The 14,711-nt window shown below is 68.8% G+C and carries 15 protein-coding genes; 9 read left to right on the top strand and 6 right to left on the bottom strand.

Going from position 1 to position 14,711, the window contains the following annotated elements; translation table 11 throughout:
* Positions 1 to 64 precede the first annotated feature (64 nt).
* The 5 genes from SH922_RS17700 (at position 65) to SH922_RS17680 (ending at position 2,552) form a co-directional block, all read left to right on the top strand.
* Positions 65 to 649, top strand: coding sequence for a hypothetical protein (locus tag SH922_RS17700; RefSeq protein ID WP_393063602.1), 585 nt, complete (start codon positions 65 to 67; stop codon positions 647 to 649).
* Positions 650 to 692: 43 nt separating this feature from the next.
* Entirely contained in the window at positions 693 to 872 is a 180-nt protein-coding gene (locus SH922_RS17695) for a hypothetical protein (RefSeq protein ID WP_393058915.1), read from the top strand.
* Positions 873 to 995: 123 nt separating this feature from the next.
* Positions 996 to 1,505: a BlaI/MecI/CopY family transcriptional regulator gene (locus tag SH922_RS17690; RefSeq protein WP_393058914.1), complete on the top strand. Its 510-nt coding sequence runs from the start codon at positions 996 to 998 to the stop codon at positions 1,503 to 1,505.
* A gap of 9 nt (positions 1,506 to 1,514) precedes the next feature.
* The gene (locus tag SH922_RS17685; RefSeq protein ID WP_350997980.1) at positions 1,515 to 2,072 is read left to right on the top strand and encodes an amino-acid N-acetyltransferase; all 558 of its coding nucleotides are present in this window, start codon (positions 1,515 to 1,517) and stop codon (positions 2,070 to 2,072) included.
* Between the two features lie 144 nt (positions 2,073 to 2,216).
* Entirely contained in the window at positions 2,217 to 2,552 is a 336-nt protein-coding gene (locus SH922_RS17680) for an Lsr2 family protein (protein WP_350997977.1), read from the top strand.
* Here the strand turns inward: SH922_RS17680 and SH922_RS17675 are convergent.
* Positions 2,531 to 3,151, bottom strand: a complete 621-nt coding sequence (locus SH922_RS17675; protein WP_393058913.1) for an SCO3374 family protein — start codon at positions 3,149 to 3,151, stop codon at positions 2,531 to 2,533. The genes SH922_RS17680 and SH922_RS17675 overlap by 22 nt on opposite strands.
* 430 nt (positions 3,152 to 3,581) lie before the next feature.
* Between SH922_RS17675 and SH922_RS17670 the strand changes: the two genes are divergently transcribed.
* From SH922_RS17670 to SH922_RS17660, 3 genes are all read left to right on the top strand, one after another.
* Complete coding sequence (locus SH922_RS17670) at positions 3,582 to 6,110, top strand: ATP-dependent Clp protease ATP-binding subunit (protein WP_350997971.1); 2,529 nt, start codon at positions 3,582 to 3,584, stop codon at positions 6,108 to 6,110.
* A gap of 267 nt (positions 6,111 to 6,377) precedes the next feature.
* On the top strand, positions 6,378 to 7,541 hold the full coding sequence (locus SH922_RS17665) for a PQQ-binding-like beta-propeller repeat protein (RefSeq protein ID WP_393063601.1): 1,164 nt from the start codon (positions 6,378 to 6,380) through the stop codon (positions 7,539 to 7,541).
* Positions 7,542 to 7,952: 411 nt separating this feature from the next.
* On the top strand, positions 7,953 to 8,690 hold the full coding sequence (locus SH922_RS17660; protein WP_393058912.1) for a M23 family metallopeptidase: 738 nt from the start codon (positions 7,953 to 7,955) through the stop codon (positions 8,688 to 8,690).
* Positions 8,691 to 8,711: 21 nt separating this feature from the next.
* Here SH922_RS17660 and SH922_RS17655 read toward each other — a convergent pair whose 3' ends face one another.
* A complete protein-coding gene (locus SH922_RS17655) occupies positions 8,712 to 9,296 on the bottom strand; it encodes a TetR/AcrR family transcriptional regulator (RefSeq protein ID WP_393058911.1) in 585 nt (194 codons plus the stop codon).
* Between the two features lie 124 nt (positions 9,297 to 9,420).
* On the opposite strand from SH922_RS17655, the gene SH922_RS17650 reads away from it, so the two are divergent.
* Positions 9,421 to 10,992 carry an MDR family MFS transporter gene (locus SH922_RS17650; protein ID WP_393058910.1) on the top strand — a complete coding sequence of 524 codons (1,572 nt, stop codon included), beginning with the start codon at positions 9,421 to 9,423 and terminating at the stop codon, positions 10,990 to 10,992.
* A gap of 79 nt (positions 10,993 to 11,071) precedes the next feature.
* On the opposite strand, the gene cseC is transcribed toward SH922_RS17650, so the two are convergent.
* From cseC to SH922_RS17630, 4 genes are read right to left on the bottom strand one after another with little or no spacing between them, the layout of a single operon-like run.
* On the bottom strand, positions 11,072 to 12,463 hold the full coding sequence (cseC, locus tag SH922_RS17645) for a two-component system sensor histidine kinase CseC (RefSeq protein WP_393058909.1): 1,392 nt from the start codon (positions 12,461 to 12,463) through the stop codon (positions 11,072 to 11,074).
* Complete coding sequence (cseB, locus tag SH922_RS17640) at positions 12,460 to 13,164, bottom strand: two-component system response regulator CseB (protein ID WP_393058908.1); 705 nt, start codon at positions 13,162 to 13,164, stop codon at positions 12,460 to 12,462. Before cseB ends, cseC begins: the two co-directional genes overlap by 4 nt.
* A gap of 10 nt (positions 13,165 to 13,174) precedes the next feature.
* Positions 13,175 to 13,918 carry a hypothetical protein gene (locus SH922_RS17635; RefSeq protein WP_393058907.1) on the bottom strand — a complete coding sequence of 248 codons (744 nt, stop codon included), beginning with the start codon at positions 13,916 to 13,918 and terminating at the stop codon, positions 13,175 to 13,177.
* Positions 13,906 to 14,550 carry a SigE family RNA polymerase sigma factor gene (locus SH922_RS17630; RefSeq protein ID WP_393058906.1) on the bottom strand — a complete coding sequence of 215 codons (645 nt, stop codon included), beginning with the start codon at positions 14,548 to 14,550 and terminating at the stop codon, positions 13,906 to 13,908. Before SH922_RS17630 ends, SH922_RS17635 begins: the two co-directional genes overlap by 13 nt.
* Positions 14,551 to 14,711: the final 161 nt, after the last annotated feature.

Here is a 14,711-nt window from a genome sequence, read left to right as displayed (position 1 = left end):
CGGATTTTGTCCATTTAGCACGTATTGTCGCGCTATGCCCACGCCCTACGGATCACGCGGCGGTATGGCGTTCAGCGCGGACGAGCTGCGAGTGCTCCGCCGTGCCCTCGCCATCGCCCTCCACCCCGCGCCCCTGCCCGACGAGGACGTCCAGGACTGCCTGCGGCTAGCGGGCTCCGTCGATGAGGCGGTCGGTGAGGCCGGACGGCTGCGCGCCTTCCTCCTCGCCGACCTCGTCCGCTACCGAAACGCCCTCCCCGGCTCCCTCAGCGGGTACCTGGAGCGCCTCCAGGACGCCCTGGCCGCCGGGTACGACCCCCGCCCCGAGGATCTCGCCGCGCTGCGCGCCCTGCGCGGCGGACCGGTCGCCGCGGCGCTCCTGGAGCGCTGTCAGGTGCTCGCGGAGCGTTCGGTGCGGGCCCGCCTCGCCGGACGCTCGGTGTCCGCGTCGGCACCCGCGCCCCGCAGCCGGCTGCTCGCGCTGCCCGGTGGCCGTGCCGCGGAGCCCGAGAAGCCGAAGACCCCGGAGGCCCCGGCGGCCCCGGCACGTCCGGCGGCGCCGTCCGAACGCCCGGCGCCGAAGCCCTCGGAGGTCTTCCCGCCCCGCCGTCGCCCGGTTCCCCCACCGCAGCAGCGCGCCGCGGGGTAGGGCCTCTCACCGGGTCCGGTGAGGGATCGCTACTCTGGACGCCATGGACTACGTATCCGCGCTCGTGCCCCCCGTGGTGATGGCCGCCTTCTTCATCGGCCTGGTCGTGACGATCGTCAAGAGCCAGGGCGGACCGAACAAGGCCAAGGAGGACGCGGCCGTGGACGCCGCGATCAGCCACGCGGAATCGGCGCCGCGTACGCCGCGCGCCGACGGGGTCTGAACTCAGGGCCCGCGCTTCTCGCGCACCGCACACGTACGAAGGGCGTACGGCTTCCGAGAGCCGTGCGCCCTTTTGCTGTGTAAATAACCGGCCATTCCAGACATCTGGCACTAGGGTGACGCTGTGCCCCGCCAATTGGGAGAGCTGGAAGACGCCGTGATGACGCGGGTCTGGCAATGGAACCGACCGGTCACCGTGCGGGAAGTCCTTGAGGACCTTCAGCAGGAGCGGTCCATCGCCTACACCACCGTCATGACGGTTATGGACAATCTCCATCAGAAGGGCTGGGTACGCCGGGAAGTGGACGGCCGCGCATATCGATATACAGCGGTCTCCACCCGTGCCGCGTACTCGGCCGCACTGATGAACGAAGCATGGTCACAGAGCGACAACCCCGCCGCCGCGCTGGTCGCGTTCTTCGGCATGATGTCGGCCGAGCAGCGTGAGGCCCTTCGGGACGCCATGAGGATCGTTCTGCCCACTCTTCCCGAGGACATCGTGCAGCCGACCGTTGAAGCGGACGGTGAAGCGGACGGTGAAGCGGACGGTGAAGCGGAGGGTGAAGGTGCCGCGGAAGGTGCTGCGGAAGGTGCTGAAGCGGCCGATGGCGCGGCGCCGGACACCGGGCGATAGCGTCGGGGTATGTCCTCAGAGCTTCCGCATACCGATTTCCAGACCGATCCGTCGGTTATAAACGTCGCCATCACCGTCCGCCGTGCGAGGACGAGCGATGTGGCCTCCGTCCGGCGTCTCCTCGACGGCTACGTACGAGAAGGCATCCTGCTCGACAAAGCGACGGTGACGCTTTACGAGGACATCCAGGAGTTCTGGATCGCCGAACGCGACGAGGATGCCCGGGTCATCGGCTGCGGCGCACTGCACGTGATGTGGGAAGACCTGGCCGAAGTCCGTACTCTCGCGGTTGACCACAGCATCAAGGGGGCCGGAGTCGGGCATCAAGTGCTGGACAAGTTGTTGCAGACCGCCCGCTGGCTGGGTGTGCGACGGGTTTTCTGTCTCACCTTCGAAGTCGACTTCTTCGCGAAGCACGGCTTCGTGGAGATCGGAGAGACGCCGGTCGACGGAGATGTCTACAGCGAGCTGCTGCGTTCCTATGACGAGGGAGTCGCGGAGTTCCTCGGTCTCGAACGAGTGAAGCCGAACACCTTGGGTAACAGCCGGATGCTTCTGCACCTGTGACCGTCGGAAGAAGCGCGATCCCTATGTCCGAATCGCGCACGTTTCCCGGCTTCTTGCGCTCCTGAACCTCTCCCGGGGGTTTGTGTTTTCCGGGGAAAAGCGGTTTCCTTTCCGCGTACTCCATTTTCGATGAAAGGAAATCCGGTGGCACAGAAGGTTCAGGTCCTTCTTGTAGACGACCTCGACGGCGGCGAGGCGGACGAGACCGTGACGTTCGCTCTCGATGGCAAGACGTACGAGATTGACCTCACCACGGGCAACGCGGACAAGCTGCGGAGTCTTCTTGAGCCCTACGCGAAGAGCGGCCGGCGTACCGGTGGCCGTGCGGCGTCCGGTCGCGGCAAGGGCCGTGCCGTTCCCGGCGGCAACAAGGACACCGCCGAGATCCGTAAGTGGGCGCGCGAGAACGGCCACAATGTGAATGACCGTGGCCGTGTTCCCGCGGAGATCCGTGAGGCTTACGAGAAGGCCAACGGCTGATCAGCCGTTTCATCGGGGGGCTTCCCCGTCCGGGCACGCGTCAAGCGGGCCCGGTGGCATTCCGTCGCCACGGCGTCCACGAGCCGGATGAGATCGGGAGCATCCCCACCCCTGCTCCCGAAGCCGGAGAGGGCCGGGAACACCGGTTCCCCCTCCTGCTCGTGCGTTGGACAGGGGGGCCGCAGCCATACGGCGGCCCCCGGCGGACCCGGCCGGCCCGGTGGCGGCGGTGCGGTGATCCGTCCGCCCGAGCCGACAGCGGTCAGCGCGAGGGCGACCCCGCCCCACTCCAGCCAGTCGAGCAGCCCGGGCAGCTCGTCGGCGCTCCCCGGCGCCACCAGCAGACTCATCCGCCGGCCCGTCAGTGCCACAGGACCGGTGTTGCCCACTCGCCGCAGCGCCGCGTGCCCGGCGTCGGCAGGGACCACGAGCGCGTCGAACCGCAACCCGGTCAGCAGCCGCACCGGTGAGCTGCCGGCCGTTGCCCAGCCGAGCTCCTTCTCGTACCACCGGGCGCACGCGCCCCGTGACGCACCATCGGCACGGCCGCCCCGCTCTGCGGGGAGCGCGGTGCGGGGAGGCGGGACGGTGAGGGTCATGACGGAAGAACTCCCGATCCGTGCCAAGAGTTACGCAGAGTCCTTGATCGAACGCATAGTGTGTCCGGGTTAGGGGCGTACGGGCGCATTCGGGAGTACGAAGATGTTCGCCCGTAGCGGAGGGAACCCGCGTACGCCGCATGGACTGTCTGTAATTGCGGGTAAGACATCCCTAGTGGGACGGGCGACACGCAAGCCACCGGACGTCTCACGTTCGCCATCGGCGTACTGGCGATAGGGGTATCTGCCTGGCCTGCGGGAACATCGTCTCGCAGGATCGGGTTGGAGCAGTTGTCGGCGTTCGGGGCAGGAGGCCATCGACGGGTGTCGGCAGTTGAAATGAGCGGTCCCCGCTTGCGGGACTAAGCTGCGGAAGGACAGGGAGGGGACCGACCCCTTACTGCCTGACCGCTCTGAGGAGCGATTAACGATGTTCGAGAGGTTCACCGACCGCGCGCGGCGGGTTGTCGTCCTGGCTCAGGAAGAAGCCCGGATGCTCAACCACAACTACATCGGCACCGAGCACATCCTCCTGGGCCTGATCCACGAGGGTGAGGGTGTCGCCGCTAAGGCCCTGGAGAGCCTCGGGATTTCGCTCGAGGCGGTCCGCCAGCAGGTGGAGGAGATCATCGGTCAGGGCCAGCAGGCCCCGTCCGGGCACATCCCCTTCACACCCCGAGCCAAGAAGGTCCTGGAGCTGTCGCTCCGCGAGGCCCTTCAGCTCGGCCACAACTACATCGGCACCGAGCACATCCTGCTCGGCCTGATCCGCGAGGGCGAGGGCGTCGCAGCCCAGGTCCTCGTGAAGCTGGGCGCCGACCTCAACCGGGTGCGCCAGCAGGTCATCCAGCTGCTGTCCGGTTACTCGGGCGGCAAGGAGGCGGCCACAGCGGGCGGCCCCGCGGAGGGCACGCCCTCCACGTCGCTGGTGCTCGACCAGTTCGGCCGGAATCTCACCCAGGCCGCTCGTGAATCCAAGCTCGACCCGGTCATCGGGCGCGAGAAGGAGATCGAGCGGGTCATGCAGGTGCTGTCCCGCCGTACGAAGAACAACCCGGTCCTCATCGGCGAGCCCGGCGTCGGCAAGACGGCGGTCGTCGAGGGCCTGGCGCAGGCCATCGTCAAGGGCGAGGTGCCCGAGACCCTCAAGGACAAGCACCTCTACACCCTCGACCTCGGTGCGCTGGTCGCCGGTTCCCGCTACCGCGGTGACTTCGAGGAGCGCCTGAAGAAGGTGCTCAAGGAGATCCGCACCCGCGGCGACATCATCCTGTTCATCGACGAGCTCCACACCCTGGTGGGTGCGGGTGCCGCCGAGGGCGCGATCGACGCGGCGAGCATCCTCAAGCCCATGCTGGCGCGAGGCGAGCTCCAGACCATCGGTGCCACCACGCTCGACGAGTACCGCAAGCACCTGGAGAAGGACGCCGCTCTCGAGCGCCGCTTCCAGCCCATCCAGGTCGCGGAGCCGTCGCTGCCGCACACCATCGAGATCCTCAAGGGTCTGCGCGACCGCTACGAGGCCCACCACCGCGTGTCCATCACGGACGAGGCGCTGGTCCAGGCCGCGACGCTGGCCGACCGCTACATCTCGGACCGCTTCCTGCCGGACAAGGCGATCGACCTGATCGACGAGGCCGGCTCCCGGATGCGCATCCGCCGGATGACCGCGCCGCCGGACCTCCGCGAGTTCGACGAGAAGATCGCGGGCGTGCGTCGCGACAAGGAGTCGGCCATCGACTCCCAGGACTTCGAGAAGGCGGCGTCTCTCCGTGACAAGGAGAAGCAGCTGCTGGCGGCGAAGGCCAAGCGCGAGAAGGAGTGGAAGGCCGGCGACATGGACGTCGTGGCCGAGGTCGACGGCGAGCTCATCGCCGAGGTCCTCGCCACCGCCACCGGCATCCCGGTCTTCAAGCTGACGGAGGAGGAGTCCTCCCGTCTGCTGCGCATGGAGGACGAGCTCCACAAGCGCGTCATCGGCCAGAAGGACGCCATCAAGGCCCTCTCGCAGGCGATCCGCCGTACGCGAGCCGGCTTGAAGGACCCGAAGCGCCCCGGTGGCTCGTTCATCTTCGCCGGTCCGTCCGGTGTCGGTAAGACCGAGCTGTCCAAGACGCTTGCCGAGTTCCTCTTCGGTGACGAGGACGCGCTGATCGCCCTCGACATGTCGGAGTTCAGCGAGAAGCACACGGTCTCGCGGCTCTTCGGTTCTCCTCCTGGTTACGTGGGATACGAGGAGGGCGGCCAGCTCACCGAGAAGGTGCGCCGCAAGCCGTTCTCCGTCGTCCTCTTCGACGAGGTCGAGAAGGCCCACCCCGACATCTTCAACTCCCTGCTCCAGATCCTGGAGGACGGTCGCCTGACCGACTCCCAGGGCCGGGTCGTGGACTTCAAGAACACGGTCATCATCATGACGACCAACCTCGGGACCCGGGACATCTCCAAGGGCTTCAACCTGGGCTTCGCCGCCCAGGGTGACGTGAAGACGAACTACGAGCGGATGAAGACGAAGGTCAACGAAGAGCTCAAGCAGCACTTCCGGCCCGAGTTCCTCAACCGCGTCGACGACACGGTCGTCTTCCACCAGCTCACCGAGGAAGACATCATCCAGATCGTCGACCTCATGCTCGCCAAGGTGGACGAGCGCCTGAGGGACCGCGACATGGGCATCGAGCTGAGCCCGGCCGCCAAGTCCCTTCTGGCGAAGAAGGGCTACGACCCCGTGATGGGCGCCCGGCCGCTGCGCCGGACGATCCAGCGCGAGATCGAGGACATCCTCTCCGAGAAGATCCTCTTCGGTGAGCTGCGCCCCGGTCACATCGTGGTCGTCGGCACCGAGGGCGAGGGTGAGGAGCAGAAGTTCACCTTCCGCGGCGAGGAGAAGTCGGCTCTGCCCGACGTCCCCCCGATCGAGCAGGCGGCAGGCGGCGCCGGCCCGAACATGACGAAGGAAGCGTGAGCGGCGCCCAGGGTCTTTCGTTGCCCTAGCGCGCGAGCGTACGAAGAGGCGGCCCCGAACCGGTTTCGACTGGTTCGGGGCCGCCTCTTTGCTGTTGCGTACATAGTGACGGGCGCGTCACAGGGATGTCCCGGTCGAGTCCGTGCCGTGGAGTGGCAGAAAATCGCTGGTTAGTCTGGCCCGGCTCCGGACGCGTCGTCCGGGCGCGGACGAACAGCGAGGGGGGCGGGGCAGAACATGCGCAGAAGCGATGTGTCACGCAGGCAGATGATGAAGCTGGCAGGAGCCGGGCTGGTGCTGCTGGGGGCCGGGACATCGGCCTGTGGGCCGGAGGACGAGCCGGCCGCCGGTGGAACGGAGAAGCCCGGGAAGGCGACGGGCACCCCGGCGCCGGGGTCCAAGCCGCAGCCCACCTGGCAGCAGGCCTCGACGTTCGACGGACTGGCATGGATCTCCGCGGTCGCCGTGGTCGGCGACGTGGTGCTCGTCTCCGGTGACCCGCTGGTGGCCCGGGACATATCCACCGGCAAGGAGATCTGGTCCCGCGCGGAGGTCACCACCCCCGGCGCCAACATGCTCATCGGCGACGGGACGCTCTATCTCGCGAGCGCCCGGTACGACGGGAACATCGTCGGCCTGGACCCGGCGACGGGCAAGGACACCTGGCGGAGCCGGCTGGGGGACCAGTACTCCCAGCCCCGGCCCATCGCCGCGGACGCGAACCACGTCTACGTCGTCGCGGGAATCCTGGACAAGGATTTCAGGACGCCGGAGAACGTGATCGCCGCGATCGACACCACATCGGGCAAGGTCGTCTGGCGCGAGAAGCGTGACCACGGCACGGAGGAGAACGGCATCACCGCGGAGGTGGTCGGCAACCGTCTCGTCTACACGGACTTCCGGGAGAACCTCACGGTGCGCGACACCGCGACCGGCCGTCAGGTCTGGACGAAGAAGATCGGCACGTCCAACAACCGCGGCTTCGTGGTCCACGACGGCCTCGCCATCCTCGCCAACGGGCAGCGGATACGCGCCCACGACCTGGCCGACGGCAAGGAACGCTGGTCCTTCGCGACCGAGGAGTTCAGCCGGTTCAACGATCCGGCGGTCCTGGACGGTGTCCTCTACGTCTCCGACAGCGTGCACGGCCTCTGGGCGGCCGACCCCGCGACCGGGAAGAAGCACTGGCACGACAAGGGGAGCCTGGACGTCGCGGCTCCCTGGCAGTTCGCCAAGGTGGGCGACGTCCTCTACGGGGCGACGGAGTTCGACGAGCACGGCGGCATCCACTCCTACGACGCGGGCAGCGGGAAGCTGCGCTGGACGTACAACGACGGCACCGGCGACCTCCAGCGGTGGTACCTGGCGGCAGGCGGCAAGCAGCTGGTGGCCCTGCACGCGAAGAAGGTGACGGGGCTGCCCGCCGTCTAGAACACCGGGCCGAAGGTCCCGAAACGGACAGCCCTTGGTCCCACCGCCGGTGACAAGGCGCACAGCCCTTTGGAGGCCTACTAGGCCCCTTAGGAGGAATGGCGGTGATCGCGGACGGGACCTTCGGCCCCGCGTCCGGGGGGACCTTCAGGGGTGTGGAGCCGCATGCCCGGCCAGCGGCACTTTGTCCGATTAGGCCGGTTTGGAACTGGGCTTAAACCTGTTCCGGCGGGGACTTTCGGAGTCGGGTGAGGGGCACACTCCGGGACCGGTGGCGGCGAATTCCCGGGCATCCAACTACGGCTTTTCTTCGTAGATGGGGGGTTTGAGTGCATCCGGGGTTGCGGGTTACCAAGGTATGGCCAGCCCGGCGCAGCGCCGGGTCCAGTCATCTCCGGAGGTTTTCCGCTTATGTCGAAGCGCGCTACGTTCCAGTCCCGCCGCCCGTCCGCTTCCCGTGTCCGTGGCGCCGTGGTGGCAGCCGGCCTGGGGACGTCGATGGTTCTCGGTGCGGGCGCTGCGTTCGCGGCCGGCACGACGGGTACCACCGGCACCGCGAGCCTGGCGAGTGCGGCCACCGCCGACTCGGTCGCCCAGCAGGCGGCCGCGCAGGGCAAGGCGGCCGAGCACATCGCGGCGAAGAAGGCCGAGGCTGCCAAGAAGAAGGCGGTCGCGGCGAAGAAGAAGGCGGCCGCCAAGAAGAAGGCCGCTGCCAAGAGGGCCGCGAAGCTTGCCTGGGAGACCCCGGTCAACCACTACGAGCTGAGCGCGAGCTTCGGCAACGACGGCAGCCGCTGGGCGCACAAGCACTCCGGCCAGGACTTCGCCGTGCCGATCGGCACCAAGGTCGAGGCCGCGCACACCGGCACCATCGTGAAGGCCGGCCCGAACGGCGGCGGCGACGGTCCCGCGTACGGCAACGCCATCGTGATCAAGCACGGCAACGGCACGTACTCGCAGTACGCGCACCTGTCGCAGATCGACGTGCACATCGGCCAGCACGTGAAGAAGGGTGAGAAGATCGCCCTCTCCGGTAACACCGGAAACTCCAGTGGCCCGCACCTGCACTTCGAGATCCGGACCACCGCGAACTACGGTTCCGCGGTCAACCCGGTGAACTACCTGCACAAGGAGGGCGTCTCGGTCTGATCCGACCGGGACACCACCCCGCTACTGGGCGGAACCCGGGTCGTGTGCCCGGGTGACCAGTTCGACGGCGACTTCGAGGGCGGCCTTCCGCTTGTCCTCGGGGTCGCCGTCGACGTCTCTCAGCGCGAAGATTCCGGCGTGCATCGTGAAGAGCGCGCTGAAGCACCGCACCTGGTCGGTGAGCGGTGCGTCGGGATCCTTGAGCAGGTCCACGAGTGCCAGGACCCGGTTCTTGATCGTCACGCCGATGCTCAGGTCACGCACGGTCGCCTGGTTCTCCTGCATGAAGCGGAAGAGCGGGGCGGCGCCGGCCAGCGCCTCGCTGTAGCGGTTGAGGATCTCCTTCTTTGTCTCCAGGGTGCGCGGCTGTGTCATGCCCCAGGCGATCAGCTCCTCGATCGGGCGGTTGAGGTCCTCGAAGATGCCGACCAGGATGTCTTCCTTGGTCTTGAAGTGGTAGTAGAGCGCGGCCTTGGTGACATCGAGGTGCTCGGCGATCTCCCGCAGCGAGGTCTTCTCGTAACCCTGCTCGGCGAAGAGCTCCAGAGCGACGTCCTGGATGCGCTGCCGGGTGTTGCCCCGGCGTGGCTGCGGCGTGCTGCCCATGGTGCTCTCCCAAAAACTTACTTGACGCCCGGCTAGTTACGGGGTTACTTTCCCCTAGTGTAGTCAACTAGCCGGGCGGCAAGTAAGGGGCTCGGTGTACAGGGGATCTGGGGAGTTGGGGAACATGGCGGACTTGATGAAGGCGGCGGACGGGAAGGCGGACGCGCCGGCCGGACGCGCGGGAAAATCCGAACCGCAGCAGCGCAGCGTGCGGGTGGTGATGCTCGCCCTGATGATCGCCATGCTGCTGGCCATGCTCGACAACCTGATCGTCGGCACCGCGATGCCGACCATCGTCGGTGACCTCGGCGGTCTTGAGCACCTGTCCTGGGTCGTCACCGCCTACACCCTGGCCACCGCCGCCTCCACCCCCATCTGGGGAAAGCTCGGCGACATGTACGGGCGCAAGGGCATCTTCCTCACGTCCATCGTGATCTTCCTGATCGGCTCGGTCCTCAGCGGTATGTCCCAGGACATGGGCCAGCTGATCGGCTTCCGGGCCGTCCAGGGTCTGGGCGCCGGCGGTCTGATGGTCGGCGTCATGGCGATCATCGGTGACCTCGTGCCGCCCCGCGAGCGCGGCAAGTACCAGGGCATGATGGCCGGCGTCATGGCGATCGCGATGATCGGCGGACCGCTGGTCGGTGGCACCATCACCGACCACCTCGGCTGGCGCTGGAGCTTCTACATCAACCTGCCGCTGGGCGCCGTCGCCCTGGCCATGGTCACCATCGTGCTGCACCTGCCCAAGCGGGAGCGCACCAAGGCGAAGGTCGACTACCTCGGCGCCGGACTGCTGACCGTCGGCATCACCGCGATCGTTCTGGTGACCACCTGGGGCGGTTCGGAGTACGACTGGAACTCCGCCGTCATCATGGAGCTCATCGCGATCGGCGTCGCCGCGCTGGCCGGATTCCTCTTCGTCGAGACCAAGGCCGCCGAGCCGATCATCCCGCTGCACATCTTCCGCAACGCCAACTTCACGCTGATGTCCGTGGTCGGCTTCATGGCGGGCTTCGTGATGTTCGGGGCGGTGCTCTTCCTGCCGCTGTTCCAGCAGTCCGTCCAGGGCGCGTCCGCGACCAACTCCGGACTGCTGCTCCTGCCGATGCTGCTGGCGATGATGATCGTCTCGCTGATCGCCGGACGCGTGACCACCAGCAGCGGCCGGTACAAGATCTTCCCGATCATGGGCTCCATCCTGATGGTGACCGGCCTCTTTCTGCTCTCGCAGATGGACACCGACACCACCCGGTTCACGTCCGGCGTCTACATGGCGGTGCTCGGCGCGGGCATGGGCTTCCTGATGCAGATCACGATGCTCGTGGCGCAGAACAGCGTGGAGCTGAAGGACATGGGCGTCGCCTCGTCCTCCACCACGCTCTTCCGTACGCTCGGCAGCTCCTTCGGCGTCGCCATCATGGGCGCGCTGTTCACCGGACGGGTGAACGACGAGATGGCTGTCCGTGGCGGTGCGGGCGCCACCACGCACGGTGCCCAGCTGGACGCGGCGAGCCTGGCGAAGCTGCCGAAGCCGGTGCGCGAGGCGTACGAGTACGCGGTGGCGTCCGGCACGCACATCGCCTTCCTGGTGGGCGCTTCGGTCGGACTGATCGCGGTGGTCGCCGCGCTGTTCGTCAAGGAGGTGCCGCTGCGGGGCGCCGGACCGGAGAAGGCCCCGGTCGTGGAGGCCTGACCGTCCGTACCGCAGACACGCCAAGGCCCCGTGGTGCGTGGTGCACCCCGGGGCCTTGGCGCTGTCGTGAACGGACGGCTCAGCGCTCCGGCCGTCCGCCGCGCGGGTCCGCGCCGCTGCCGGCGGCCTTCCTGCCACCCGGCGCCGGGTGGCGCTGTTCGGCCAGCTGGAGCATGGGGAAGCTGCCGGTGTCCGTCGGCGCGTGCTCGGGCAGCCACAGGACGGCGATCGCCCCGCCGGCGCCCTCGGCCGCACCCGCGGGGGCCGCGTTGCGGAAGGTCAGCCGGGCACCGAGCACCCGCGCCTGACCGGCCGCGATCGTCAGCCCCAGCCCGTGTCCCTGCCCGGCCCGGTCGGTGGATCCGGTACGGAACCGGCTCGGCCCCTCCCGCAGCAGCGCCGCCGGGAACCCCGGGCCGTGATCGCGGACCCGCACCACGCGGCCCTCGACCGTGACCTCCACGGGCGTGGAGCCGTGCTTGGCGGCATTGCCCAGCAGATTGAACAGGATGCGCTCCAGCCGCCGCGGGTCGGTGCTGACCCACGACTCGTGGACCACCTGCACCCGCACCTCCGGGTTCAGCAGCGCCACCCGGCGGCTGACGAACTCGCCCAGCGCGAGCTGCTGCAGCTCGGCCCGCTCGGAGGCGCTGTCCAGCCGGGCCACCTCCAGCACGTCCTCGACCAGCGTGCGCATCGCCTGCGCCCGGTCCCGTACGAGCTCCGAAGGCCGCCCCGGCGGCAGCAGCTCGGCAGCCGTCAGCAGCCCTGTCACGGGCGTGCGCAGTTCGTGCGCGATGTCCGCGGTGACCCGGCGCTCGGCCTCGATGCGTTCGTTCAGCGCGTCCGTCAGGGCGTCCACCGCGCCGGCCAGCTCATCGGTCTCGTCCCGCACGACCCCGCCGACGGCGTCCCCGACCCGTACGTCGGTCTGGCCCTGCGCGACCCTTCCTGCCGCGGCGGCCGCCTTGCGCAGCCGGCGCGAGAGCTGGCCGCCGATCAGGACGCCCAGTGCCGAGCCGCCGAGGACCACCGAGACCGAGCCGATGATCAGGGCCCGGTCGAGATCGCCCAGGATCGTGGCGGAGCGGTCGGCGAACCGGGTGTGAAGCGAGAGCACGTCGCCGCCGGGCAGCGGTACGGCCGCCCAGACGTCGGGCACTCCGCCGCCGTCCTCGACATGCGTCGCGCGCCGGTTGCGCCGGGTCTCCTGGCGCAGGCTCTTCGGCATCGTCGGATCGTTGAGCTTCGCGCCGAAGCGGGGATCGGCCTTCTTCGTCTTCGTCGCCTCGTAGAGCAGCTGGGCGTAGGTCAGCCGTTCCAGCTGGACCTCGCGCGCGTTCTCCAGCATGGAGACCCGGGCGGCGTTGTGGACGACCAGGCTCAGCGCCACCGCGATCAGGGCGCCGACCGAGGCGATCGCGATGCTGATCTTCCAGCGGACACCCGTCCGCAGGGCCGGGCGCCTCATGCCCTGAGTTTGTAGCCGAAGCCGCGGACCGTCTCGATCCGGTCCTGGCCGATCTTCGTGCGCAGCCGCTGCACATGGACGTCCACGACCCGGGTGTCCCCGCCCCAGCCGTAGTCCCAGACCCGCTCCAGCAGCTTGTCGCGGGAGAGCACCGTGCCGGGCGCGGACGAGAACTCCAGCAGCAGCCGCATCTCGGTGGGGGTCAGACCCACCTGCTCGCCGCCCTTGCGGACCTCCATGCCCTCGGTGTCGATCTCCAGGTCGCCGAAGACCAGCCCGCCGCCCTCGGGCCCCGCCGCGGTCTCGCCGCCGCCCGCCCCGCTCCCCGAGGCATGGCCGAAGCGGCGCAGCACCGCCCGGATCCTGGCCACGAGGACCGCGCCGTCGAACGGTTTCGTCACGTAGTCGTCGGCGCCGGCCTCCAGGCCCAGCACCACGTCGATCGAGTCGGCCCGGGCCGACAGCATGATCACGGGAACCGTCGACTCGTCCCGGATGCGCCTGCAGAGGCTGACCCCGTCGAGGCCGGGCACCATCACGTCGAGCAGCGCGATGTCGGGCCGGTCGGCCCGGAACGCTTCGAGGCCGAGGAGACCGTCGGGCATCGCGGTGACCACGAAGCCGTCCCGCTCCAGCGCCAGCTGGGTGGCCTCGCGGATGACGTCGTCGTCCTCGACGAACAGGACATGGGTCTCGGCCATCGGACTGCTCTCAGTTCTTCGTCGGTTCCGCGGGCTCCGGGAAGTCCCCTTCTCCGGTCCCGACGGCTCTGTTGAAGTCGTTGTGCACCCGGTCCTGCTCGCTGAACCGGCTGCTTGCCCAGTGGTACGTGATCACTTCCTCGCCCGAGGGGTAGGCGACCGCGTCCTTCTTCTCGTACACCTGCGTCGTCACCACCAGATCGCCGCGGTCGATGGTCCCGTAGACCGCGGGCTGCTCGATGGTGAACACGTTCTCGTATGTGCCGTCGGACCGCGGCCGGTACACATAGGTGCCCACGCCGACCGAGTCCCCGCAGGTCATCACGTTCACCACCACGTCCGCGGAGGGGCCGTCGGTCAGGGTGCCGTACGAGGTGTCCACCGGGTACTCGTCACCGGTGCAGGGCCTGAGGTCGGTCCTGACCCGCTCGCTCACCTCGGAATCCGCCTTGAGCAGGGATACCGCGTCGACCCGGGGCGTCGGCTTCGCCGTGGACGGGGCCGTGGTGCTCGGCGTGACCTGGGCGACCGGCTGGGTGCCCGCCGGGCCCTCGTCGCGCGTGCCCGTGCCGCCGGTGGAGCAGCTGACGGCGAACAGACCGAAGACGGCGAGCCCGGCCAGAGCCGTGCTGCTCGCCGCCCAGCCGGTCAGCCGACGTCCGTGCCCGCTGCCGGCCCCGTCCCCCGTGGGTCCTCCGGTGACACCGCCGCCGCTCCCGCCGACGCCCTCACCGCTGCCTGTCAGGCCGCGCACCGCTCCCGCCCCCGCTCGTCATGACGCCCCTCGGGGGGCGCCCCTGCCTGTGCCCGCGACGGCGCCGGGTTCCGGGGCGCCGCGACGCGGACGGCCGCCCGGCGGTCCCCGTTCTCACGGTTCCGCTCCGCACGGCTCGCCGCTTCCCTGCTCTCCAGCTCCTGGCGCAGTCGTGCCAGTGCCCGGTGCAGGGTGCTCTTCACCGTACCGGCCGACATGCCGAGTGCCGCGGCCGTCTCCTCCGTGCTCATCTGCTCCCAGTGTCGCAGCACGACCACGCTGCGCTGCTTGGGAGCCAGCACGCCCAGGACGTCCATCAGCAGGGCGCGGTCGGCACGCTGCTCGGTGCCGTCCTCGACGCTGGCGTCGGGGAGCTGCTCGGTGGGGACCTCGTCCAGCTTGCGCGCCCGCCACCACTCGGTGCGGGTGTTGATCATGACGCGGCGCAGATAGGCGTCGGCGAGGGACTTGTCGGCGATGCCGTCCCAGCGGCCGTAGGTGCGGGCCAGCGCGGTCTGCAGGAGGTCCTGTGCGTCCACCGGGTCGGGGACCAGCCGGCGCGCACTGCGCAGCAGCGCGTCCTGCCGGGTACGCACGTACTCCTCGAAACCGAGCACCTCACCCTGCGCCATGACAACCGCCTCCGTCCCCGTGAAACCCCGTAGAACCACTGTCAGCCGCCTGGTCGTCGGGCTGACGTCGGTGACGCTACGGAGCTGTTGTCACGAGGCTGTGCGGAGCAGCCGTACGCAGACGCACGGCTGCCCATCGGTTGTGTAACAGCGCAGGAGGA

The sequence above is a fragment of the Streptomyces sp. LN549 genome, from assembly GCF_043203805.1.
In the GTDB taxonomy this organism is placed as follows: domain Bacteria; phylum Actinomycetota; class Actinomycetes; order Streptomycetales; family Streptomycetaceae; genus Streptomyces.
The sequence above is the reverse complement of the archived record's forward strand: the minus strand, read 5'-3'. Positions and strand labels throughout refer to the sequence as shown.

What these genes read in the sequence shown, in the direction of transcription:
- SH922_RS17700 (WP_393063602.1), top strand. Translation starts at nt 65, where the DNA reads ATGGCGTTCAGCGCGGACGAGCTGCGAGTGCTCCGCCGTGCCCTCGCC.
- SH922_RS17695 (WP_393058915.1), top strand. Translation starts at nt 693, where the DNA reads ATGGACTACGTATCCGCGCTCGTGCCCCCCGTGGTGATGGCCGCCTTC.
- SH922_RS17685 (WP_350997980.1), top strand. Translation starts at nt 1,515, where the DNA reads ATGTCCTCAGAGCTTCCGCATACCGATTTCCAGACCGATCCGTCGGTT.
- SH922_RS17675 (WP_393058913.1), bottom strand. Translation starts at nt 3,151, where the DNA reads ATGACCCTCACCGTCCCGCCTCCCCGCACCGCGCTCCCCGCAGAGCGG.
- SH922_RS17670 (WP_350997971.1), top strand. Translation starts at nt 3,582, where the DNA reads ATGTTCGAGAGGTTCACCGACCGCGCGCGGCGGGTTGTCGTCCTGGCT.
- SH922_RS17665 (WP_393063601.1), top strand. Translation starts at nt 6,378, where the DNA reads ATGATGAAGCTGGCAGGAGCCGGGCTGGTGCTGCTGGGGGCCGGGACA.
- SH922_RS17660 (WP_393058912.1), top strand. Translation starts at nt 7,953, where the DNA reads ATGTCGAAGCGCGCTACGTTCCAGTCCCGCCGCCCGTCCGCTTCCCGT.
- SH922_RS17655 (WP_393058911.1), bottom strand. Translation starts at nt 9,296, where the DNA reads ATGGGCAGCACGCCGCAGCCACGCCGGGGCAACACCCGGCAGCGCATC.
- SH922_RS17650 (WP_393058910.1), top strand. Translation starts at nt 9,421, where the DNA reads ATGGCGGACTTGATGAAGGCGGCGGACGGGAAGGCGGACGCGCCGGCC.
- cseC (WP_393058909.1), bottom strand. Translation starts at nt 12,463, where the DNA reads ATGAGGCGCCCGGCCCTGCGGACGGGTGTCCGCTGGAAGATCAGCATC.
- cseB (WP_393058908.1), bottom strand. Translation starts at nt 13,164, where the DNA reads ATGGCCGAGACCCATGTCCTGTTCGTCGAGGACGACGACGTCATCCGC.
- SH922_RS17630 (WP_393058906.1), bottom strand. Translation starts at nt 14,550, where the DNA reads ATGGCGCAGGGTGAGGTGCTCGGTTTCGAGGAGTACGTGCGTACCCGG.